21 protein-coding genes are annotated in these 20,998 nt (G+C 61.1%); 19 read left to right on the forward strand and 2 right to left on the reverse strand.

The genetic code is table 11. The annotated features are described in order from the left end of the window. Positions 1 to 28: 28 nt before the first annotated feature. Positions 29 to 1,810, reverse strand: a complete 1,782-nt coding sequence (locus EDD75_RS00780) for an Rqc2 family fibronectin-binding protein (protein ID WP_123926625.1) — start codon at positions 1,808 to 1,810, stop codon at positions 29 to 31. 105 nt (positions 1,811 to 1,915) lie between these two features. Here EDD75_RS00780 and EDD75_RS00785 point away from each other — a divergent pair, with 105 nt between their 5' ends. From EDD75_RS00785 to secG, 12 genes are all read left to right on the forward strand, one after another. Continuing rightward, on the forward strand, positions 1,916 to 3,022 hold the full coding sequence (locus EDD75_RS00785; RefSeq protein ID WP_123926628.1) for a DUF3866 family protein: 1,107 nt from the start codon (positions 1,916 to 1,918) through the stop codon (positions 3,020 to 3,022). A gap of 138 nt (positions 3,023 to 3,160) precedes the next feature. Further along, positions 3,161 to 3,823 carry a stage II sporulation protein M gene (gene spoIIM / locus EDD75_RS00790; RefSeq protein WP_170157643.1) on the forward strand — a complete coding sequence of 221 codons (663 nt, stop codon included), beginning with the start codon at positions 3,161 to 3,163 and terminating at the stop codon, positions 3,821 to 3,823. A 13-nt stretch (positions 3,824 to 3,836) separates the two neighbouring features. Next, positions 3,837 to 4,106 carry a hypothetical protein gene (locus tag EDD75_RS00795; RefSeq protein WP_123926634.1) on the forward strand — a complete coding sequence of 90 codons (270 nt, stop codon included), beginning with the start codon at positions 3,837 to 3,839 and terminating at the stop codon, positions 4,104 to 4,106. Between the two features lie 136 nt (positions 4,107 to 4,242). Continuing rightward, positions 4,243 to 5,130 carry a site-specific tyrosine recombinase XerD gene (xerD, locus tag EDD75_RS00800; protein ID WP_123926637.1) on the forward strand — a complete coding sequence of 296 codons (888 nt, stop codon included), beginning with the start codon at positions 4,243 to 4,245 and terminating at the stop codon, positions 5,128 to 5,130. 89 nt (positions 5,131 to 5,219) lie between these two features. Then, positions 5,220 to 6,047 (forward strand): polysaccharide deacetylase family protein, encoded by an 828-nt coding sequence (locus tag EDD75_RS00805; RefSeq protein ID WP_245963015.1) that lies wholly within the window; start codon positions 5,220 to 5,222, stop codon positions 6,045 to 6,047. Between the two features lie 137 nt (positions 6,048 to 6,184). Further along, the gene (whiA, locus tag EDD75_RS00810; RefSeq protein ID WP_170157644.1) at positions 6,185 to 7,111 is read left to right on the forward strand and encodes a DNA-binding protein WhiA; all 927 of its coding nucleotides are present in this window, start codon (positions 6,185 to 6,187) and stop codon (positions 7,109 to 7,111) included. Continuing rightward, positions 7,108 to 8,514 (forward strand): RNA polymerase factor sigma-54, encoded by a 1,407-nt coding sequence (rpoN, locus tag EDD75_RS00815; RefSeq protein ID WP_123926646.1) that lies wholly within the window; start codon positions 7,108 to 7,110, stop codon positions 8,512 to 8,514. Before whiA ends, rpoN begins: the two co-directional genes overlap by 4 nt. A 54-nt stretch (positions 8,515 to 8,568) precedes the next feature. After that, positions 8,569 to 9,606 carry a type I glyceraldehyde-3-phosphate dehydrogenase gene (gene gap, locus EDD75_RS00820; RefSeq protein WP_123926649.1) on the forward strand — a complete coding sequence of 346 codons (1,038 nt, stop codon included), beginning with the start codon at positions 8,569 to 8,571 and terminating at the stop codon, positions 9,604 to 9,606. A 69-nt stretch (positions 9,607 to 9,675) separates the two neighbouring features. Beyond that, positions 9,676 to 10,866, forward strand: coding sequence for a phosphoglycerate kinase (locus tag EDD75_RS00825; protein WP_123926653.1), 1,191 nt, complete (start codon positions 9,676 to 9,678; stop codon positions 10,864 to 10,866). Position 10,867: 1 nt separating this feature from the next. After that, entirely contained in the window at positions 10,868 to 11,629 is a 762-nt protein-coding gene (gene tpiA, locus EDD75_RS00830) for a triose-phosphate isomerase (protein ID WP_123926656.1), read from the forward strand. Positions 11,630 to 11,662: 33 nt separating this feature from the next. Next, a complete protein-coding gene (gene eno, locus EDD75_RS00835) occupies positions 11,663 to 12,943 on the forward strand; it encodes a phosphopyruvate hydratase (protein WP_123926659.1) in 1,281 nt (426 codons plus the stop codon). Between the two features lie 69 nt (positions 12,944 to 13,012). Then, positions 13,013 to 13,240: a preprotein translocase subunit SecG gene (gene secG, locus EDD75_RS00840; protein ID WP_123926662.1), complete on the forward strand. Its 228-nt coding sequence runs from the start codon at positions 13,013 to 13,015 to the stop codon at positions 13,238 to 13,240. Between the two features lie 134 nt (positions 13,241 to 13,374). Here secG and EDD75_RS00845 read toward each other — a convergent pair whose 3' ends face one another. Continuing rightward, positions 13,375 to 14,277, reverse strand: a complete 903-nt coding sequence (locus tag EDD75_RS00845; RefSeq protein WP_123926665.1) for a manganese-dependent inorganic pyrophosphatase — start codon at positions 14,275 to 14,277, stop codon at positions 13,375 to 13,377. Positions 14,278 to 14,560: 283 nt separating this feature from the next. On the opposite strand from EDD75_RS00845, the gene rodA reads away from it, so the two are divergent. From rodA to EDD75_RS00880, 7 genes are all read left to right on the forward strand, one after another. Continuing rightward, entirely contained in the window at positions 14,561 to 15,697 is a 1,137-nt protein-coding gene (gene rodA, locus EDD75_RS00850) for a rod shape-determining protein RodA (RefSeq protein WP_123926668.1), read from the forward strand. Positions 15,698 to 15,709: 12 nt separating this feature from the next. Continuing rightward, complete coding sequence (locus EDD75_RS00855; protein ID WP_123926671.1) at positions 15,710 to 16,393, forward strand: class I SAM-dependent methyltransferase; 684 nt, start codon at positions 15,710 to 15,712, stop codon at positions 16,391 to 16,393. A 163-nt stretch (positions 16,394 to 16,556) separates the two neighbouring features. Beyond that, positions 16,557 to 17,564, forward strand: coding sequence for an HD-GYP domain-containing protein (locus EDD75_RS00860; protein WP_211328029.1), 1,008 nt, complete (start codon positions 16,557 to 16,559; stop codon positions 17,562 to 17,564). A 169-nt stretch (positions 17,565 to 17,733) separates the two neighbouring features. Continuing rightward, positions 17,734 to 18,432: a murein hydrolase activator EnvC family protein gene (locus EDD75_RS00865; protein ID WP_170157645.1), complete on the forward strand. Its 699-nt coding sequence runs from the start codon at positions 17,734 to 17,736 to the stop codon at positions 18,430 to 18,432. Beyond that, a complete protein-coding gene (locus EDD75_RS00870; protein ID WP_123926677.1) occupies positions 18,432 to 19,331 on the forward strand; it encodes a site-2 protease family protein in 900 nt (299 codons plus the stop codon). The genes EDD75_RS00865 and EDD75_RS00870 overlap by 1 nt, the downstream gene beginning before the upstream one ends. Before the next feature lie 94 nt (positions 19,332 to 19,425). Continuing rightward, a complete protein-coding gene (locus EDD75_RS00875) occupies positions 19,426 to 19,617 on the forward strand; it encodes a ferredoxin (protein ID WP_123926680.1) in 192 nt (63 codons plus the stop codon). A 156-nt stretch (positions 19,618 to 19,773) separates the two neighbouring features. Then, positions 19,774 to 20,922, forward strand: coding sequence for a glycosyltransferase (locus EDD75_RS00880; protein WP_123926683.1), 1,149 nt, complete (start codon positions 19,774 to 19,776; stop codon positions 20,920 to 20,922). Positions 20,923 to 20,998: the final 76 nt, after the last annotated feature.

A 20,998-nucleotide genomic window follows, 5' to 3' on the forward strand; every position in this document is an offset into this window, starting at 1 on the left:
CCGGTTCGGCCTGGCGGGCGGAAAAGAGTTACTCTGTAGGGTCGGGCGCAGCGGGAGTTGCGCCAGACCGGTGCAGCAAGGCCGCGGCGGCAGCGGGATCGGCGTACAGGGTTTTCTCGCTGGTGTAGGTGACGAAGCCGGGGCGCGCGCCCTTGGGCCGCTGGACGTTCGCGCGGCGGGTCCAGTCTACCGGGACGCTGCGGGCACCGCGAGCTTGGCTGAAATAGGCCGCAAGGGCGGCGGCTTCGGCGAGCGCCTGAGGAGAAGGGTCTTGCCCGCCGGTTTTGAGGATGACGTGGGCGCCGGGGACACCGCGGGCGTGCAGCCAGATGTCGCCGGGGGCGGCCAGCCTGAAGGTAACATAGTCGTTTTGCCGGTTATTTTTGCCCACCAGGATAGTGTAGCCTTCGGTGGAAGAAAGCTGCAGCGGTACCGGGTGGGCTTTTCTTTCTTTCGGGGCGGGCGGCCGCGCGGGGAGATACCCCTGTTCGGCGAGTTCCGCCGCGATCTCGTCAAGGTCTCTAAGCTCTCCGGCCTGCTCGATGGCGGTGGTCACCCCCGATAGGTAAGCGAGTTCCTCCTCGAGCCGCTCCTTTTCCTGCGCGGCGTAAGCACGGGCGGCGCGGGCCTTGGCGTATTTTTTAAAATAACGCTGGGCATTCTGCGCCGGAGTAAGCGCCGGGTCGAGCGGGATGGCCACCAGGGGTAAAGTGGGTAAGTAAAAATTTTCCAGCAGCGCCTCTTTGGCCCCGGCTTCGAGGCGGTAAAGGTTGGCCATGAGCAGCTCGCCGTAAAGGCGGTAGCGGTCGGCATCGGGGTCGTCAAGGAGAACCGTGACCTCATCTAACTTACGGTTAAGCCGCTTTATTTCCCGGCTGACGGTCTCCATGAGGCGTTGCTTTTGCGTGCGGAAGGTGGTTATTTCGGCTTTGATGGTGTAAAAGCGATCAATAAGCCGGTTAAGCGGCCCCTGAATTTGCTCGCCGCCGTATTGGGCAGGGGTGAAGGGCGCAAAATCGACCGGCAGCCCGTTCGCGACAACGAGCGCCGGTACGGCCGTTCCTTGAGTTACGCCAGTCACCAGGTCGCGGAAAGCGGCGTAGAGCCGCCTGTACTCGTAGACGCCGCACTCGCCAAGGGTTACGTCGGGCGGAAGTTCAGCCCGGCAGACGACCTCGCGGGCGGAAAAGAGGCTGAAGCCCTCGTAGGTGCGCTGAATGGCGGCGGCTACTTCGGTAGCCGGACCATACGCCGTGAGGGCGACGGTGAATTCTTCCGCGCCTGGTTCGCGGGGGTCTTTTTTGCCGGTAGGCGGCGGCGGGACGTAGGGCTGTCCGGGGAGGACCTCCCGGTAGCGGCTGAGGGCGTGGGAGTAGCGCTTGATCGCGTCGAGAATCTTGTTTTCCGCGGCGTCAACGAGGATAATATTACTGTGTTTGCCCATTATTTCCGCGACGAGCCGGTAAGTGACCGGGCGCCCGGCCGCGTCGGTCCCCGTAAGGGTAAGATGTAAGATGCGCTCCAGGCCGGGCTGGGCGACCTCGCTTACGCGGCAACCTTCGAGGTGGCGCCGCAGGGTAGAACAGAAAAAGGGAATCTTGGCGGGGTTGCGGCGGTCCGTCTCAGTGAGGTGAACCCGGGCGGCGTCAGCGGTCGCGGCGGCGAGCAGGTGGTACTTCTCCCGGTAGCGGCGGCAGACCAGGATTACTTCGAGGGCCGCTGGCTGGTAAACGCGCTCGATCCGGCTGCCGGTCAGCCGCTCCTTCAGCTCGCGGGTTACCGCGTAGAGGGTCAAACCATCGAAGGGCAAATTATCCGGACTCCTTTGGGTGCAAACGAGGCCCCGGGTCGGGGCCGGGTATTCCTGAAATTTGAGCTACGAAGCGTAGTATAGCAGAGAAGAGGGTGACGGTCAATGGAGGGGAACCAGGGACCACTCGTGCGTTTGCGGCCGGGGAAGGTCCTTAGGATTATCACTTCCCGGCCGGGGCTGGTAGAAGCGGCGGTGCTGGTGGAAGGCCGGGAGGAGAAGGCGGTCGGCTATACGGCCTTCACCGGCGAGTTGCGTCCGGGAGACGCAGTGCTGCTTAACACGACCGCCGTAGCTAAAGGGCTGGGGAGCGGCGGCTACCACTTCGTGGTGGCCAACCTGACCCGGCCGGAGCTCGATGCTCCGGCGGCGGGCCACATCATAAAGCTCCGTTATACGCCGGCGCAGATTAAGGTGTTAGCGGTGGAAGAGCCGGAGAGTTCGCACCACGAAAAACTTCGGGAAACGGAAAACTTGGGCGGAACTCCGGTGGTAGCGCTGGAGCTGCACAGCCAGCTCGCGCCGGTGGCGGCGGCAGTCTGGCAGAAGGGTCGGGGGCGCCTGCGCCTCGTTTACGTGATGACCGACGGCGCGGCGCTGCCGCTTCCTTTTTCCCGAACGGCAGGCGAGTTGAAAGAGAAGGGCGTCTTGGCGGCAACGGTGACGGTGGGGCACGCGTTTGGCGGGGATTTCGAAGCGGTAAACGTTTACAGCGGCTTGCTCGCTGCCAAGCACGCGGCGGGTGCGGACGTGATCGTGGTAGGGATGGGCCCCGGGGTGGTGGGAACAGGCACGCGCTTCGGCACCACCGCTATCGAACAGGGCGAAGTGGTCAACGCGGCCCATGTCCTGGGCGGCCGACCGGTTGCCGCGCTGCGGCTGAGCTTCGCCGATTTGCGGCCGCGCCACCGGGGGGTGAGCCACCATACCATCACGGCGCTTGGCCGGGTGGCCCTAGCGCCAGCCACCGTGGCGGTGCCGGTGCTGGCGCCGGAGCGGGCAGAGGTGGTATGGGAGCAGCTCGAACAGGCGGGAATAGCGCAGCGCCACCGGCTGGTGACTGTTGACGCCACTTCTGTTTTTAGCGCGCTGGACGAATTAGGGCTGCAGGTGAGCACAATGGGACGCGGTCTTGATATGGACCCGGAGTTCTTCCTCGCGGCGGGCGCCGCCGGCCTGGTGGCCGCGGAATTTGCCTTGGCGGAACCGTGAAGAAGCAGGGGCAACCTGAGCGGCCCGGGAATTGGCAGTGACGGCATATCGCCTAAATAAGCGGCATAAGATTTTGGGCAGAGTAGTCGGCTTAAGCTTAAACGGGCGGGGACCGAACGGGTTGCGGGAGGGGTGCGGTTGCGGCAACGCTACGGGCTTGTGCTGCGCTCAATACTCACTGTCGGCGAGCTCCGCCGGGGTTTCTGGCTCTCCTCCTTGCGCCGCTGCTGGCTCTTCTACTTCCTTGCCCTTCTGGTCTTTGGTGCGGGTTGCGGCTGGGGGGCGCGGGACGCCCGCCAGCTCGACGCGCGGGATGCCCTGCGGCTTGAGGAGTATATAGCACCGGTGATAGTGGATGGCGGCCGGGACCGGCGGAGCGTTTTTCACCGGGCCGCCCTTCGCAACACCCTCCCGTTGGGCGCAATGTACCTTGCCGGGCTTACGGTGATCGGGATGCCGGTCGTTGCCGGGATTCTTTTGCTGCGCGGCTACGCTCTCGGTTTTACCGGTAGCTTCCTGGTCTGCCGCAAGGGCCTTTACGGCTTGGGAGTCTTGCTGGCGGCGGTCTTACCGCAGAATATCATCCTGCTTGTGGTATTCGTTGTGGGTGCGGTAGCCTCGTTTTCCTTCTCCCTGTTGCTCCTGCAGCGCTGGTTTAATTCAGAGGTTGCGGTTCTGCCGTGGTTCTTGCGTTACACGGGACTGATGGCGTTGCTGGCGGCGGCGGCTGTAGGGGCGGGGTTGGTAGAGGCGTACGTGGTTCCGGGAATGGCGCAGATGATAGTTTCCCTTGTAAAATAGCAGGAGGGATACCTTGGTTGTTTTTTGGGTTACGCACGGGCGCCGGCTGGTCCGGAAAACGCTGACCGGGTTCGTTTTATTGCTTCTCCTCTTTTTTGTAACCGGCAGGCCTATTCAAACGCTTATCCCCAAAAAGGCGGCCGGAGACTCGCTGCATACTGGAGCGAGCGGGCTACCGGTTCAGGCCGGGCAAAGGGTAGAGGAGGCCATCGTTCAGAGTGGGAGTTTTTTTGACCGGCTGGTAGAACTGCTTAAAAGGTATTACCGCGGCGAACTGCAGTAATATGCGCTGCCAGGCCTATATGGTTGTCTTTGGCAGCAAGAAGGAGTTCCGCCGCCACGGCGCGAATTTACTACAGGGCTGCCGTAATTTGCAGCTTCGGAAGTAAGGTAATAAAAGGGATAGAGGGAGCGGTGCCGTGCTTCAGACCTGGCTTAACGAGTTTCTCGATTACGTCCGGGTTGAGCGGGGACTAGCCCGGAACACCATCCTCGCCTACCGTTCCGATATCGCGCACTTTCTCACCTTCTTACAAAAACGTTCTTTCGCGGTCCCGGCCGGCCTGCGAGACGGGATGATCGCTTATCTCTTAGAGCTGCAGCGCATGGGCCTAAGCGCGGCAACGGTGGCCCGGCGAACGGCAGCGCTTAAGTCCTTTTTTGGTTTTCTTACCCGTCTCGACTACCTTCCGGATGATCCGGCGGCAGAACTCAGTTCCCCCAAGCTGATCCAGCGCCTGCCGCGGGTCCTGACCCCGCAGGAGGTGGAGAGGATCCTTACCGCCCCGCGGCCCAATACTCCGGCGGGTTTGCGGGACAGAGCGATGCTGGAGCTGGCTTACGCCAGTGGGCTCCGGGTATCGGAACTTGTGGGCCTCGATATTGACAGTGTCAATTTGGAGGCCGGCTACGTTCGCGTCTTTGGCAAGGGGGCGCGGGAGAGGGTGGTGCCGGTGGGGCGAGCTGCCCGGCAGTCACTCCGCGACTACCTGCGGCGGGGCCGTCCGATCCTCTGCGGCAGATGCAGGGGCAAAGCCCTGTTTCTCAACCGGCGGGGCGAACGGATGACGCGCCAGGGTTTCTGGAAGCTCCTCAAACACTATGCGCAGGCGGCCGGCATCAACAAGAACCTGTCGCCCCACACGCTACGCCATTCGTTTGCCACCCATATGCTCGAAAACGGTGCGGATCTGCGGGTGGTCCAGGAACTTCTCGGCCATGCGGACATTAGCACCACGCAGATTTACACCCACCTTACAGGGAGGCGGCTCCGCGAGATTTATGAACTCGCCCATCCCCGGGCGTAGGGGAAAGAACGCCTTTACCGCCGCCCTGCAGGATGATAGTAGGTTCATAGGTTAGGTAATATCTCGTAATGCCAGGAGGGGGTTTTTTCTTGCGCCCTGTCTGGTGGGCATTTGGTGGTTTTTTGCTCCTGCTTCTCCTTTGGCTTGTCTGCGCTGGACCAACGGGATACTCTGTGTCCGGCACGCCGCAAGCCCTTATCATCCTAATGTACCATAAGGTAACGCCGGACCCGCGAAGCGGCGGGCTAGGCCTGCGCGTTTCTCCGGAAAAATTCGCGGCGCAGATGCGGTACCTGCGGGAGCACGGCTACACGGTGGTAAGCCTTGATGATGCGGCAGCCTTTTTAAAAGGAGTCAAGTCGCTGCCGCCGAAACCGGTGGTGATTACCTTCGATGACGGTTACCGCGACAATTACCTTTACGCGCTACCAATCTTGGCGGAGTACGGCTACCCGGCAACAATTTATTTGGTCGCGCACGCCGTCGGGCGGTACAACTTTTTTGATGCCGATCGGGGTGTGCAGCCACGGAACGAAATGCTCACTTGGGAGGAGATCCGGGAGATGCGGGCGAAGGGCATTACTTTCGGCGCGCACACGCTGGATCATCCACACCTGACGCATATTCCCCCTGAAGAGGCGCGACGGCAGATCGCCGGCGCGAAAAAATTCCTGGAGGAAAAACTCGGGTGGCCTGTGGAGCATTTTTCGTATCCTTACGGGGATTTCAACTCCCAGGTGGCCGCCATTGTAGCTGCGGCGGGTTACAAGACCGCGGTGACCAGCCGGCAAGGGGTAAACTACCCGGGCGCGAACCCCTTCACGCTCAAGCGGATCCGGGTCACTGGGAAGTACAGCCTGCAGCGCTTTGCTCATGAACTCGATCGCTACATTAAGGGGACGGCGGACGATGTTTAAGCCGGGAGAAGTTGGTGCCGGCTGATAACTTTTGCCCGGGTGGCGGAAATTAAAGCTTTTTAGCTGCCTATGATGTATAATAGTTTCGACCGGGAATGAAGAGCGCACCATCCTTTTCGCTGCTTACAAAAAGCGAGTTGGCGCAAGTTACGGCGGAACGCCCGTGCTGTCTCCGCAGCGAGTTAGCCGGGCTGGCGCGGGCTGCCGGCCAGGTGGTAAAACGGCCGGAGGGCCCCCGCCTCGAGATTCACACCGAGAATCCAGCGGTGGCGCGGAAGGCTTTGCGCCTTGCGCGGGCCGTTTTCGGCGTGCAGGGTACCCTTATTGTCCGGCACCAGCGGCGGCTTCGCGGGAGGCGGCTGTTCTGCCTGGTGCTGCCGGAGGACTTTGCGGTGACGATGGCGACGCTGGGGCTGACGGACCGCTTCGGCCACCCGCTTGCCGGTATCCGGCGCGCCCTCGTGCGGCGCGCGTGCTGCCGGCGGGCTTATCTGCGCGGCCTTTTCCTCGGGCGGGGCTGGGTCAGCGGCAAGGCCCCTTCGTACCACCTAGAGTTTGTGGCTTCCTCCGAAGCCTTGGCCGGCGATCTTTTGCGGCTGCTCGCGGGATTTGGTCTTACCGGCCGGATTAACGTGCGTAAGAACAACTACGTAGTTTACCTTAAGAAGGGCGGCGCGGTCAGCGATTGCCTGCGGTTAATGGGTGCTTCGGGCGCGCTGTTAGACTTCGAGAACCAGCGTGTTCTGCGGGATGTGAAAAACCGGGTCAACCGTTTGGTAAACTGCGATACGGCTAATCTCAACAAGACGGTAGAGGCGGCGCTCCAGCGGAAGGACGAAATCGAGTTGATCAGCGCGCGGATCGGGCTGGAGAATCTACCCCAGGAACTAAAGGAATTAGCGGCGTTGCGTCTGTCCCATCCCGAGGCGACGTTGAAGGAGCTGGGCGAGATGATGCGGCCGCCCGTTTCGAAATCGTGTATCAACCACCGGCTGCGCCGCCTGTCTGCCATTGCCCGGCGACTGGCACAGGAGGCCGAGCAGGTGCGGGGGCAGGGTTTATGAGTGTGCGGCACGATCTCCGGCTGCGCCAGAGCCAGAGGTTAGTCTTGCGCAGCGAACTAAAAGAGAACCTGGAGATTTTGCAGTTTTCGGCCCAAGAACTATCAGCTTACGTCGAAAAAGAGTTGATGGAAAACCCTCTGGTCGAGCTGGAAGAGGAGGCGGCCTCTTCCAGAGATAGCTGGAGTGAGGGCAACGAAGCGGAGCGAAACGAGGCAGGTGAGGGCCGGAGTGAAGTGGGGGACTGGCTCGAATATTTTTGTGACGCGAGCGATCTCGGCTATGCCCCGGGTGGTGTTGAACCCGCCAATTTTGCACCCGAGCTTTCCCCTGCCGGCCCAACCCTCTACGAAAGCCTGCTGGCGCAACTTGGGATGTTACGCCTTTCGCCGCGGGAGCGGCTGATCGGCGAGTACATCATCGGTAATATCAGTCCTACCGGTTACCTGTCCCTTAGTGTGGCGGAGTTGTCTGCGGCGCTGGGCGTTGCGCCAGACGAAACCGAAAGGATGGTGCAGCTGGTTCAGTCCTTCGATCCGCCGGGCGTAGGGGCGCGCGATTTAAAAGAGTGCCTCCGCCTGCAGGCCGAGCGGCGCGGGCTGGGTGCTCTCAGCCGGATGCTGATTGAGGAGCACCTGGAGGCGCTGGCGGCGGGCGAGGTTGCGCGCATCGCCCGGCTGGTTGGTGTTTCGACGGACGAGATTCTTGCGGCGGCGGCAGAGATCCGTTCGCTCAACCCCAGACCCGGAAGCATTTTTGCCGGCGGTCCGGTTCCCTACGTCGTCCCTGACCTGATCATCGAGCGGGTGGGTGACGAATACGTCGTTTTGCTTAACGATAGCGCCGGCCCGCGGCTCCGTCTTAGCCAGACCTACCGCGAGTTCCTTAACCGCAAAGACCTTTCCGGTGAGGCGCGGTCTTTTCTTTTATCCCGGTTGAAGCGGGCCCTCACGCTGGTCAAGGCGATAGAAAAGCGGGGGGCTACCCTTTACCGGATTGGGGTGGCGCTGGTTCAGCTGCAGCGTGGCTTTTTCGACGAGGGACTGGTAGCGTTGCGGTCACTGACCCTAAAGGACCTTGCAGAAGCGGTAGGGCTGCACGAATCGACCGTTTCGCGGGCGATAGCGAACAAGTACCTGCAGTGTCCCCGCGGGGTTTTCAAGCTCCGCTTCTTCGTAAGTAGCGGGGTGGGCGCGGCAGACGGCGGGAAGGTTTCCGCCCATTCGGTTAAAGAGCTGATTAAGCAGCTGATAGGTGAGGAGCCCAGAGGCCAACCGCTGAGCGATAAGGATATTGCGGCGCGCTTGTCGCGCCAGGGGATCAACATCTCCCGGCGGACGGTGGCGAAGTACCGGAGCGAGCTTGGCATTCCCGGGAGCGCGGCGAGACGAAACCGGGTACGATAGGCAGAAATCCTAACAGGGTTACCGCTAAATTCCTTTGGGAAGGGGTTGATTTCGGTGGCTGTCAGGGTAGGGATCAATGGTTTTGGCCGCATTGGACGTCTCTTTCTGCGCGCGGCCGCGCAGCGGCAAGGGATTGAGGTGGTGGCGGTTAACCACAAGACGCGGCGGCTGGCGGTTACGGGAGTCGATTTCATGAAACACCTCGCTTACAGCTTGAAGTTTGACTCGGTTCACGGCACGCTGCCCGGCGACGTGACGAGTTACGAGCAAGGTTTCCGGCTTGACGGCCGGGAGGTGCGGGTTTTTTCCGAGGCGGATCCGGCCGCGATTCCCTGGGGGGAGATGCAGGTGGCGATCGTTATCGAGTCGACAGGCAAGTTTCGTGACGGGAAGGAAGCGGCCAAACATCTGGCGGGCGGCGCGCAGAAGGTGATTATTTCGGCGCCGGCGAAGAACGAGGACATCACTATCGTCATGGGCGTGAACCACGAGCTTTACGACCCGGAGCGGCACCACGTCATCTCCAATGCCTCCTGTACCACCAACTGTCTCGCCCCGGTGGCCAAAACCCTCCACAAGCGCTTCGGTATCGTTAAAGGCCTCATGAATACCATCCATGCCTACACCAACGACCAGCAGATTCTCGATATGCCCTATAAAGACTTCCGCCGCGGTCGAGCGGCCAACCTTTCGATCATCCCCACCACCACGGGAGCGGCCAGCGCCATCGGCCGGGTCATTCCCGAACTCGATGGCCGGCTCAACGGCCTCGCCTTCCGGGTGCCGACCCCCAACGTTTCGGTGGTTGACCTGGTGGCGGAGCTGGCGCGCCCGGTTAGTGCGGCGGAGGTGAACGCGGCGCTGAAGGAAGCCGCCGCGGGCGAGCTCAAGGGCATCATGGCCTATAACGAGCTGCCTCTTGTCTCGCACGATTACAACGGGGACCCGCATTCGGCCATTGTGGACGGGCTCTCCACGATGGTTATCGGCGACAACCTCGTGCGGGTGGTCGCCTGGTACGATAACGAGTGGGGCTATGTGAACCGGCTTGTCGATCTGGCCGAATATATCGCGCAAAAAGGGCTAAAGTAATCTTAAAAGTGCGGCAGCCCACGGGAATACGCCAGGCTGCAAGGCAAAGGAGTCCGGGGAGGGTTTTGCTTGGCGAAAAAAACGGTCCGTGATATTGATGTAGCGGGGAAAAGGGTGCTGGTGCGGGTCGATTTTAACGTGCCGCTCAAGGAGGGACGGGTAGCGGAGGACGCGCGGCTGAAGGCGGCGCTGCCGACGATCCGTTACCTTTGCGAGCAGGGGGCGCGGGTGATCCTCGTTTCCCACCTGGGGCGTCCGAAGGGGGTCCCGGTGGATGAGCTGCGTCTCGACCCGGTAGCTGTTCGCCTGGGCGAACTTCTCCAGCGCCCGGTCCACAAGGTCGACGCGTGCACCGGGCCGGCGGTGGAGGCAGCGGTAGCGGCGCTCGGTCCGGGCGACGTTCTGCTTTTAGAGAACATCCGTTTTCACCCTGGGGAGGAGAAAAACGACCCCGAACTGGCGCGGCAGTTAGCCGCCCTTTGTGACATTTACGTTAACGACGCTTTCGGTACGGTTCACCGGGCGCACGCTTCGGTCGTCGGCGTCGCGGCTTTACGTCCGGCGGTGGCCGGTTTTCTGCTGGAAAGGGAGCTTGAAGTGCTGGGGAAACTTCTGAGCGCCCCGGAGCACCCCTTTGTCGTCGTAATCGGCGGCGCCAAAATCTCCGACAAGATCGGCGTTCTGGAAAACCTGCTGGCGCGGGTCGAAGCCATGCTTGTAGGCGGCGGGATGGCCAACACCTTTCTAGCGGCGCAGGGGCACGATATGGGGCTCTCGCTGGTCGAAACGGACAAGCTCGAAGTAGCTGCGAACCTGCTTGCCCGGGCGGCCGGGCAGGGGTGCAGGCTTGTCCTCCCCGTTGACCTGGTGGTGGCGGAGAGCCAGGTGCCGGGAGCGGTCCACCGGGTTGTCCCGGTCAACGCGGTTCCCGGCGGCTGGATGGCGCTCGATATTGGCCCGGAGACGGTCAAGCTCTTTGCGGCGGAGCTTGCGAGGGCCAGGACCGTTTTCTGGAACGGTCCGCTCGGCTATTTTGAGCAGCCGCCTTTCGATGCGGGCACGGTCGCCGTGGCCCGGGCCCTGCCCGTGGCGACGGCAACCACCGTGGTAGGCGGCGGTGACACCGTGCGGGCGGTGAAACGGGCGGGTATTGCCGACAAGATTACCCACGTCTCAACCGGCGGGGGGGCGTCCCTGAAGCTTCTTGAGGGGAAGGAGCTTCCTGGTGTGACTGTTCTGCAGGAGAAAGAGGAGGGATAGAGTGGCGCGGGAGCAAGTGATCGCGGCTAACTGGAAAATGAACAAAACCATTCCGGAGGCGGTAGCCTTTGCGGAACAGCTTGCGGCGGCCGGCGATTTTGCGGGCGTGGCGGTGGTTCTCTGCCCGGCTTTTCCCGCGCTGGCAGCCGTAGCCCAGGCGGTTGCGGGAACCCGGATCAGCGTGGCCGCGCAGGATCTCTTCTGGGAGGACTACGGCGCTTACACCGGGGAGGTTTCGCCCATCATGCTTCGCGACGCGGGCTGCCGCTACGTGATCATCGGCCATTCGGAGCGCCGGCAGTACTTCGGCGAGACGGACGAAACGGTGAACCGGAAGGTTAAGGCCGCCCTCCGCCACGGTCTCACGCCGATCGTCTGCGTGGGCGAGCGCTTGGCCGAGCGGGAGGCAGGGGAAACCTTCGCGGTTATCGAGCGGCAGGTGCGGGGAGCCTTTGCGGGGGTTGCGGGTGAAGCGGTTGCCAGCCTGGTACTTGCTTACGAGCCGGTTTGGGCGATTGGTACGGGTAGGAATGCGGCCCCCGAAGACGCCCAAGCAGTAAACCATTTTATCCGGGAGCTGATTGCCAGGCTCTACACGCCGGCGGTGGCTGACCGGATAAGAATCCAGTACGGCGGGAGCGTAACACCGGAGAATGCGGCGGCGTTGCTGGTGCAGCCGGATATCGATGGCGCCCTGGTCGGCGGCGCTAGCCTTAAGGTAGAGAGTTTTACCGCGATCATTAACGCGGCAAAAAGAAGATAAATTCACCTGAATCCCGAACAGGAGGGACGAAATTTGAGCATTATCGAAGAGGTTTTGGCCAGAGAAATTCTTGATTCTCGGGGTAACCCCACAGTAGAGGTTGAAGTGGTGCTTGAAGACGGGGTGGTAGGCCGGGCGGCCGTACCTTCGGGAGCTTCGACGGGAACCCACGAAGCGGTGGAGCTACGGGACGGGGATAAAGGGCGGTTCGGCGGCAAGGGGGTGCTTAAGGCGGTAGAGCACGTGAATAACGAGATTGCCGCCGAAATTGTAGGGCTCAACGCGCTCGAGCAGAGGGAAATCGACAGAACACTGATCGAGCTTGACGGTACGGAAAATAAGTCCCGCCTAGGAGCGAACGCGATCCTGGGTGTTTCGCTGGCGGTGGCCCGGGCGGCGGCCGAGTGGGTCGGCCTGCCCCTCTACCGTTACATCGGCGGCGTGGGAGCAAACCTTCTCCCGGTGCCGCTGATGAACGTCCTTAACGGGGGCCGGCACGCCGACAACAACCTTGACCTTCAGGAGTTCATGATCGTGCCGGTCGGGGCGCCCACCTTCGCCGACGCCTTGCGGATGGGAGCGGAGGTTTACCATTCCCTGCGCCGCATTCTCCACGAGCGGGGACTCAGCACCGCCGTTGGCGATGAGGGGGGCTTTGCGCCTTACTTAGAGGCGAACGAGGAGGCGTTGAAGCTGTTGGTGGCGGCAATTGAGGGCGCCGGTTATAAGCCGGGAGAGGATGTCGCCCTTGCGCTCGACCCGGCCGCGAGCGAGTTTTTCCGTGACGGGAGCTACTACCTTGAGGGTGAGGGGCGGAGTTTGGCGGCGGCCGAAATGACCGAGTACTATGCGGACCTGATAGGGCGTTACCCCATCATTTCGCTTGAAGACGGCCTGGCGGAAGAGGATTGGGAGGGCTGGGAGGCCTTGACCCGGCGGCTTGGCAAAACGGTGCAGCTCGTTGGCGACGACATCTTTGTGACCAACCCGCAACGCTTAAGCCGTGGCATCTCCCTCGGTGTGGCAAACTCGATCCTGATCAAGTTCAACCAGATCGGCACCCTCACCGAAACGCTGGATACGATTGCGCTGGCCCGCCGGGCGGGTTACAGCACCGTCATTTCCCACCGCTCCGGCGAAACGGAGGACACCTTCATTGCGGACCTCGCGGTGGCGACCGGCGCTGGCCAGATCAAGACGGGTGCTCCCTGCCGCACGGAACGGGTGGCGAAGTACAATCAGCTCCTCAGGATTGAGGAGCAGCTCGGCGACGCGGCGGTTTATGCAGGGAAGGCAGCCTTCCGGCGCTTTTGATATTTTAAAACTGATTGCCAGCCCGGGGGAACTATGCTATAATGCTGCCGGACTTAAAGGGGGAGTTTGATGCTCAAGGGGATTGTGACCGCCGTTTACGTGCTTATCTGCTTGTTGCTCATCACTGTGGTTGTGCTCCAGTCGGGCCGGGCCGCCGGGCTTTCCGGGGCTATCGGCGGGGGAGCAGAAAGCCTTTTCGGCAAGAAGAAGGGGCTTGACGAATGGCTCGCGAAGGTGACCGTGTGGGTGGCGGTTCTCTTCGGGGCGCTTTCCCTGCTGCTGGTCATCTGGCGGTAAGAAGGCGCCAGGTTTCCCTCTCCGCGCGGAAGGTACAGGCTAGCCCTTTCGAAAAGCCTGTGGTTTTAAGTAAAAAAGCCCGCCCTTACAAGCAAGGGCGGGCTTGAATTTTCGTCTTTTGCGCGCTATCTACTTTAAGAAGTGAAGGCTTTCTCCAACGGCGGCGCAACCTGCTTCTTCCGGGACATGCAGCCCTGGAGCCAGAAGGAGGGCCCTTCAGGCTTGACCCCAAAGGCCTTCTCCATCATCGCCGGGTCGCCGGCGAAGTAGAGCTCGGAACCTTCCTTGATGATGTCGGTGGCGATGAAGACTACCATCGCGTAGCCCTTGTTAGCCTTTAGCTCGTTGAGATAGTTCACGATTTCGTCTTTCCGGTCGTAGGCCTCGTTAATGTCCACAAGCTCGGTCTGCCCGATGCCTACCTTCTTGCCGCCGAAGTCGAAATCTTTGAAGTCAACGTGGATCACGTCGGCTATCGGTTTGCCCTTAATGCTCGCTTTAGCTTTCTTGATATCAATGCCGAAAGCCTGGACGTCGGCGATGCCGGCTACCTTGGCCAGTTCTGCCGCAATCGCCTTGTCTTCGTCGGTGGTGGTGGGGGACTTAAAGATAACGGTATCCGAGAGAATTGCCGCGAGCAGGAGCCCGGCCCAGGTAGGATTGGTCTTGATCTTGTCCATGTACTGCTTGGCGATGACCGTAGCGGTGCTCCCAACAGGCTCAACATGGACGTAGATCGGCTTGTTGCAGACGAAATTCATCTTGTGGTGGTCGATGACCTCGATGATCTCGGCCTGGTCGCCGCCGTTGACCACCTGTGCCGGCTCGTTGTGGTCCACAAGGACCAGCTTTTTGCCCGCCGCGTTCTCGAGGAGCACCGGCGCCGGAACCTTGAAGTAGTCGAGGACGTAGGCGGTCTCCTCGTTGAGCTCGCCCGGCCGGGCGGGGGTGTAGCCTTTGAGTGCGGCGTAAACGATCGCCGAGCAGACGGTATCGGTGTCGGGGCTCTTATGGCCAATTACGTAAACTTCACTCATTGTATTTGGACCTCCCGTTTTTCGCTAATTCTTTGAAGTAGTTCTTGCAGGCACAAACTTTCCCTGAACCTGCGGCATCAAGAAAAAAGGAAGCGAACGCTTAAGTGGAAAAGGTCTGGCGCTTTTACTGGCTGGTGGTCACCTCCTTATTGGTTATGCTTCTGAGCCTGAGTTGGATAGTTAGTGAATATTTTCGCTATCGTCCCAATTTTTCCTGCAAGAAATGAAAATTTATCTGTTGTCTGCGCCCGGCGTAAAAAATTATAATTTTCAGGGTGATAGGTTGCGCGCCAGAAAAATATTACGCACGCTTGACTACACGCTTTTGGTTACGGCCATCCTCATTGTTCTTTACGGCCTGGTGGCGATCTCGAGTGCTACCCACGTTACAAACCCTGCCGCAACGGACCCTTTTCTCTTTATGAAGCGGCAGGCGCTCTGGGCGCTCATCGGCTTCACGGCGGCGGGCCTCCTGGTCTGCTGGCGCTACGAAGAGCTGCCGCGCTACGCTACGGCCCTTTACATAGTGAATTTAGCGCTCTTAGCGGCGGTGCTCTTTGTGGGGCATACGGCCCTCGGGGCGCAGCGCTGGATCAGGCTTGGCCCCTTCCTGCTGCAACCGTCCGAGTTCGCCAAGCTGATTATCATCGTAACGCTGGCAAACTTTCTCGCCCGACGGGAGGGAAAGCTCAGGAGCTTCCGGGAGCTGGTGCCCGTGTTTCTTTACGTCGGCCTGCCGCTCTTACTTATCCTCAAGCAGCCTGACCTGGGGACCTCGCTCGTTTTTATCGCCATAACGTTCGCTATGCTCTATATGGCCGGCGCGCGGACGAGCGTGCTTGCCTTCTTAGGGAGCGCGGGGCTTTTGGGGAGCGGAGCCTGGATCTGGGCCCACCTGAAGTTCGGCGTCTGGCTGCCCCTGAAGGAGTATCAGGTTACGCGGCTGACGATTTTTCTCAACCCCTGGCAAGACTGGCAGGGAGCCGGTTACCACATGATTCAGTCCCAGATTGCTCTCGGTTCCGGGGGGCTGTTGGGACGGGGGCTTTACAACGGCACGCAGAACCAGTTGAATTTCCTGCCCGAGCAACACACAGACTTCATTTTTTCGGTGGTCGGCGAAGAGTTAGGCTTCGTTGGGGCGGCCGCGCTGCTGCTGCTTTATTTCGTGCTTATCTTCCGGGGGATAAAGATTGCGGCGGCCGCGAAGGATACCTTCGGCCGGCTGTTAGCCACGGGTATCGTGACGATGCTCCTTTTTCACATCCTGGTCAATGTGGGTATGACCATGGGCATCATGCCGGTAACGGGCATTCCGCTGCCTCTCTTCAGTTACGGCGGCAGCGCCCTGCTTACGAACCTGGCCGCCATCGGGCTCCTCGAAAACATTTACGTCCGCAGACAGCAGATCATCTTTTAACGCGGTGGTAAAGTGGCGCTTTTCGACGCGTACGCAAGAAGTTACGACGCATGGTTCACAACCCTTCGGGGCCAGGTGGTCTGGGAGGTAGAGCGGAAGCTGCTCTGCGACTTTCTGCGGCCGCGGCCCGGCGAAGAGATCCTCGACGCGGGGTGCGGCACGGGCCTTCTGACAAGGGAACTGGCGGCCCGCGGCGTGAACGTGACGGGAATCGATATTTCGCCGGCTATGCTGGCGGTGGCCCGGGAAAAGACCCGGGAGTTTCCCAATGTTGTCCTGGCCTGCGCCGACATCACCGCTTTGCCGCTTCCTTCCTGCGCCTTTGACGGGGTGGTCTGCTTCACCGCCTTGGAGTTCGTCTCCCGCCCGGGGGAGGCGTTGCGCGAGATGTGGCGGGTCCTAAAACCCGGCGGCCGCATGGTTTTAGGGGTGCTGAACGCTTTAAGCCCTTGGGCCTGGGCCCGGGCGGGCCGTGGTGTTTTCGCCCACGCCCACTTCTACTCTTACCGAGAGATGCGCGCCCTGATTAAAGAGACGCTTGGTCGCGTCCCTCTCCGGTGGGCGGGCGCCGTTTATTTTCCCCCTTGTTGCCCGGAATTTTGCCTGCGGTACACCGGGCTTTTCGAATTGCTCGGTTCTGCCTTCGCGCGGCCTTTCAGCGCGGTGCTCGTTTTCCGGATCGATAAAACTGGTTAGGCAATCGCTGGCACACGTAATTTTTTAGAGCGGCAGGAACTCAATTTTTTAGAAAAATCGTCGAATTTTATCGAAGAAGAGGAGGAATTTTGGAATTCGTAGCGAATAAAAAATAGATTTATAAGCAGAAATCTCGTCTCCAGGAAGAGAATGGAGGGCGGGCTTGAAGAAAAAATTCTTTCCTTCCGTCGACCCCCGGTTGGAGCGCTGGCTGGCCGCCACCGCTGTGCTGATCTTTCTTGTTGCCGTAATCGCCGTCGATTATCTGACTGAGGAACAGCCGTTGCACAGCATAGTGCTGCCGCTCTTTTATACTCTGCCGCTTTTGCTAGCGCTACTCATCTCCCGGTTGATGGCCATCGTGGTGGCCGGGGTGGGGGCGCTAAGCGCAGCACTGATACCCGTCCTGAAAGGGCGTTTTCTCCCTTACGCGGCGGCCGATAACGCCATGCTCTTGGTTTCCCTCGTTTCCGTGCTGGCGCTCTACCTGATCGTGGGAGCCTTTGTCCGGACGGCGGCGCTCAGGAAGGAGGCGGAGGAAAGAGCCCTGCGCCTGCAGCAGATTTTCTTTGGTACGGTCAGCGCGCTCAGCAACCTTCTCGACGCCCGCGACCCCCATACGGCCCGGCACTCGCATAATGTTGCCGGCTACGCGCTGGCAATCGCGCGCGAGATGGATTTGCCGCGCGCCCAACGGGAGGCGATTTACATTGCCGGGCTGCTGCACGATATCGGTAAAATTGGTGTTGCGGAAGCCCTTTTGAAGAAGCCCGGCAGGCTTCTCCCTGGAGAGTGGGAGGAAGTGAAGCGCCATCCGGTTTTAAGCTACCGCATCCTCCGCGACATTCCCGAGTTGCAGGAGATTGCCATTATCACCCTTTACCACCACGAGTGGTGGGACGGTAGGGGGTATCCTTACGGCCTCAAAGGGGAGCAGATTCCCTTGGGGGCACGCATCCTTTGTGTGGCGGACAGTTTTGACGCGATGATTTCGGAGCGGGTCTACAAGCCGGCGTTGGCTCCCGAGGCGGCCATCGCGGAACTAAAGCGGTGTGCGGGCAGCCAGTTTGACCCGGCCGTGGTAGAGGCCTTCCTCCGTTGCCTCGAAAAAGGAGCGCCAATGCAGCGGCCGGAAGCCTTCCGCTTCGAGATGGCTTTCGGTCTTTCATAGGGAATATCCTCCAGCCAACCTGATCATACCCTACCTGAAGGCGTTCTCCTGCGGGGTGGCAAAGCCCCGCTAATTTTTTTTACCTGCCGGTTAGCATATTCAACCCTCTTCGCCCGTAGGATTTTGTTGGTAAAGACAGGCCCTATATCTTTACCCGGGGGTGAGGCCATTGGCAGGGCTGGGCGACTGGCCGCAGGTTCAACCGAAAAGGGCCGGAACGGGGAAACGGTTGCTCTACCAGGTGGTAGCGGCCTTAGCGCTTTTTCTGGTTGTTCTGGGCTTAAAAGAGAGCGGCGGGCCGGTAGGGAAGAAGGTAGAAGTGGGCCTGCGCAGGGTACTTACCACCGAGTGGAACTACCAGCCGGTGCTGGAAAGGGTTGTCCGCCACGGGCTGCTCGCTGTCGGTGCGGATTTGCCGTTTTGGGGTGAGCCCGCGAAGCCGGCAGGAGCACCGGCGGCGCCGAAGCTGCTTGTTCCGGTATCGGGCCGGGTTAGCCGCGGCTACGGCTGGAATAAGAATCCGGCTACGGGGCTGGAGGAGTTTCATCCCGGCGTAGATATCGAAGCCAGTCCCGGGACGCCGGTCCGGGCGGTGGCGGCCGGAAAGGTGGCCAAAATCGGCACCGACCCCGCGCTCGGGAATTATCTCCTCCTTGACCACGGGAAAAACGAGGCAACCCTCTACGCGCATCTCGGCAGTGTTGAGGTAACCCTAGGCCAGAAGGTTGCTGCGGGCGAGGTTATCGGCACAACCGGTGATAACGGTGATGTTGCCGGGGGCGGCCTGCACTTTGAGTACCGGGAAAACGGGCGGCCGGTTGATCCGTTCGAGCGTATCGCGGTCACCGGTAAGGGGCAAAGGGAATAGTGGCCCTTACTTCCGGCTATCCGCGGCTCCGCATCCACCCGCTGCTATTCCTCTTCCTTACGGTTTATTTCGCCGCCGGCATGATAGAGCGGGCGGCAGCGGCTTTTGCGGCGCTACTCGCCCACGAAGCAGGCCACCTGATAGCGGGTCGCCGCCTGGGTGCGGTAACCGGGAGGATCGAACTCCTTCCCTTTGGCGGTATCACCTATGTGGAGAACGTCAATGCCCTTAGCCTTACCGGGCAGATCGCCTTCGCGCTTGCCGGGCCGGCGACGAACCTTTTGCTTTTCTGTGCGGGCCTCGGGCTGGTCCGCTACGGCTACCTTACCGGGAAAACGGGCCAGTTTTTCTTAACCGTGAACCTTCTCCTGGCGGCCTTCAACCTGCTGCCCGGGCTACCCCTTGACGGCGGGCGGGTGCTCGCCGCCTTTCTATCACGCAAAAAGGGCCTTTACCGGGCGACTTACCTCGGCGCGCGGCTGGGACAGCTCACCGGGCTGCTCACCTTCGCCGGCGGCGTTTTGGGCCCGCTTTCCGGCCGCTGGGGGCTGGACGTGGCCGGGGTCGGTCTTTTTCTTATCTGGGCGGCGACCCGCGAGCTCCGCTTCGCGCCCTACCTCTTTCTGCGGCAGCTCCTGGCCAAAGAACGGGAGTTCGCCGCCGCGCGGGTGCTTCCGGGTGCGGTGCTGGTTGCGCTTGAGGAGGCGCGACTCTTAGATGTGGCCCATCTTTTCCGCCCCGGCTGCTTTTCCTTTGTTGTGGTGACCGATTACCGGGGTGAATGGAAAGGAGTTTTGAGCGAATCCGCAGTCATCCGGGCCCTTACTACCGGGGGGGGCAGCGTCAAGGTGGGCACCATCTTGCCTGCCGCCACGCAGAACGAAAGGCCACGGGTGTAACGGCCGGCTTTTCGCGCTTAAGTCCGGCGTATATTTTACCTTCCCCGGAGCAAGACTTTTAACCGTCAAAAATTTGCGTAAGGGGGCTTCGCGGATGCGCGTGGAAGTAGATCCGGACCTCTGCATTGGTTGCGGTACCTGCGTGGACCTTTGTCCGGGGGTCTTCGAGTGGTCGGAGGAGGAGGAAAAAGCGGTGGCTACCGGAAGCGAGGTACCCGAAGACCTGGAAGACGCCTGTCAGGAAGCGGTGGAGAGCTGTCCGACAGAAGCTATCAAGGCGCACTGATGGCGGCTGCTTCGTGAAAAACCGCTATGTGGCCCCAGGAGCCGTCTCCAAGCCCCGCTTATGGCGGGGATTTTCTTTTGGCTACGAGGAAATCCCGGCCGGGCGGCGAATTAAGAGACGATCCGGCAAGAATGGTATCTCCGGAGGGGGAAAAGGTTGCCGCCTTATAACGTGCTGCACGTCATACGGCCCGCTGCCGGCGGGATGAAGCGCCATCTAATCGATCTGCTGCGCTATACGGACCGGTCCCGCTTTAGGCTAATGATTGCTGGTCCGGTGGGTGATCTGGCGGCGCAGGTCGCCGCGGCGGGAGGCGAATTCTTCCCCGTGTCCTTCAGGGGTGAGCTTGACCCCCTGCATGATTGCCGCGCGGCAGTGCAACTGAGTTCGCTGCTGCGGCGGCGGCGCGTCGCCATTTTGCACGCCCACGGCGCAAAGGCGGGTTTGGTTGGGAGGTTGGCAGGCGTCCTGGCGGGAACGCCGGTCCGTATTTTAACGGTGCACAATTCGATTTTTTACGCCGAGTGGCCGGGCTATAAGAAGCGGCTCTTTGCCTTGGCCGAAAACCTCCTCGCCCGTAGTACCAACCGGATCATCACCGTCTCCGAAGCCCTCCGGCGCGAGTATATCGCGCAGGAGCGGCTGCAGCCGGAGCAGGTGGTTACCATTTATAACGGGGTTAACCCCGAAGAGTTCCGTGTCGGTGAGAGCCGCGCGGTGCTCCGGTCGCGCCTGGGGCTTCCGGTGGATACATGGGTGGTTGGGACGGTGGCGCGGCTGGCGCCCCAGAAGGGGGTGCGCTACCTTATTGAGGCTGCTGGCCTTCTCCCACCGGGGCGGCAGCCCTTCTTCGTCATCGTAGGCGACGGGCCGCGCCGCGCAGAGCTTGAGCGGCTGGCCGCGGCTTCTACCGGCGGGAAATTCCTTTTTACGGGAATGCGCGAAGATTTGCCCGCGCTCCTCAACGCCTTCGACCTTTTCGTGCTCCCCTCGCTCACCGAGGGGTTCGGGATCGCGGCCCTGGAGGCGATGGCCGCTTCGCTGCCCGTGGTGGCTACGGCGGTAGGGGGGATACCGGAGGTCGTAGTGGACGGCGAAACGGGCATCCTCGTCCCGCCCCGAGATGCGGCCGCACTGGCGGCGGCCATCGGGCGGCTCCTCGGCGACCCGGAACTAGCCGCGAAAATGGGACGGGCCGGCCGGGAGCGCGTGACGAAACTTTTTACAGTTGAAAGGATGGCCCGCGCCGTTATGGCGCTCTACGAGGCGGAACTCGCCCGAAAGGGGCTCCTCGCGAACGTTTGATTATTGCCAGCGGGGTGAAGGGTAGCTTAAAATTGGATTGGTTTGCCGTAAAAGTCGCTGCGGGCGGGGAGGGAAT

This window comes from Thermodesulfitimonas autotrophica (genome assembly GCF_003815015.1).
Lineage (GTDB): Bacteria > Bacillota > Desulfotomaculia > Desulfotomaculales > Ammonificaceae > Thermodesulfitimonas > Thermodesulfitimonas autotrophica.

Bases quoted from the DNA above. Each gene is read 5' to 3' on its own strand.
- EDD75_RS00785 (WP_123926628.1), top strand. From the start codon at position 1,916: ATGGAGGGGAACCAGGGACCACTCGTGCGTTTGCGGCCGGGGAAGGTC.
- rpoN (WP_123926646.1), top strand. From the start codon at position 7,108: ATGAGTGTGCGGCACGATCTCCGGCTGCGCCAGAGCCAGAGGTTAGTC.
- secG (WP_123926662.1), top strand. From the start codon at position 13,013: ATGCTCAAGGGGATTGTGACCGCCGTTTACGTGCTTATCTGCTTGTTG.
- EDD75_RS00845 (WP_123926665.1), bottom strand. From the start codon at position 14,277: ATGAGTGAAGTTTACGTAATTGGCCATAAGAGCCCCGACACCGATACC.
- EDD75_RS00875 (WP_123926680.1), top strand. From the start codon at position 19,426: ATGCGCGTGGAAGTAGATCCGGACCTCTGCATTGGTTGCGGTACCTGC.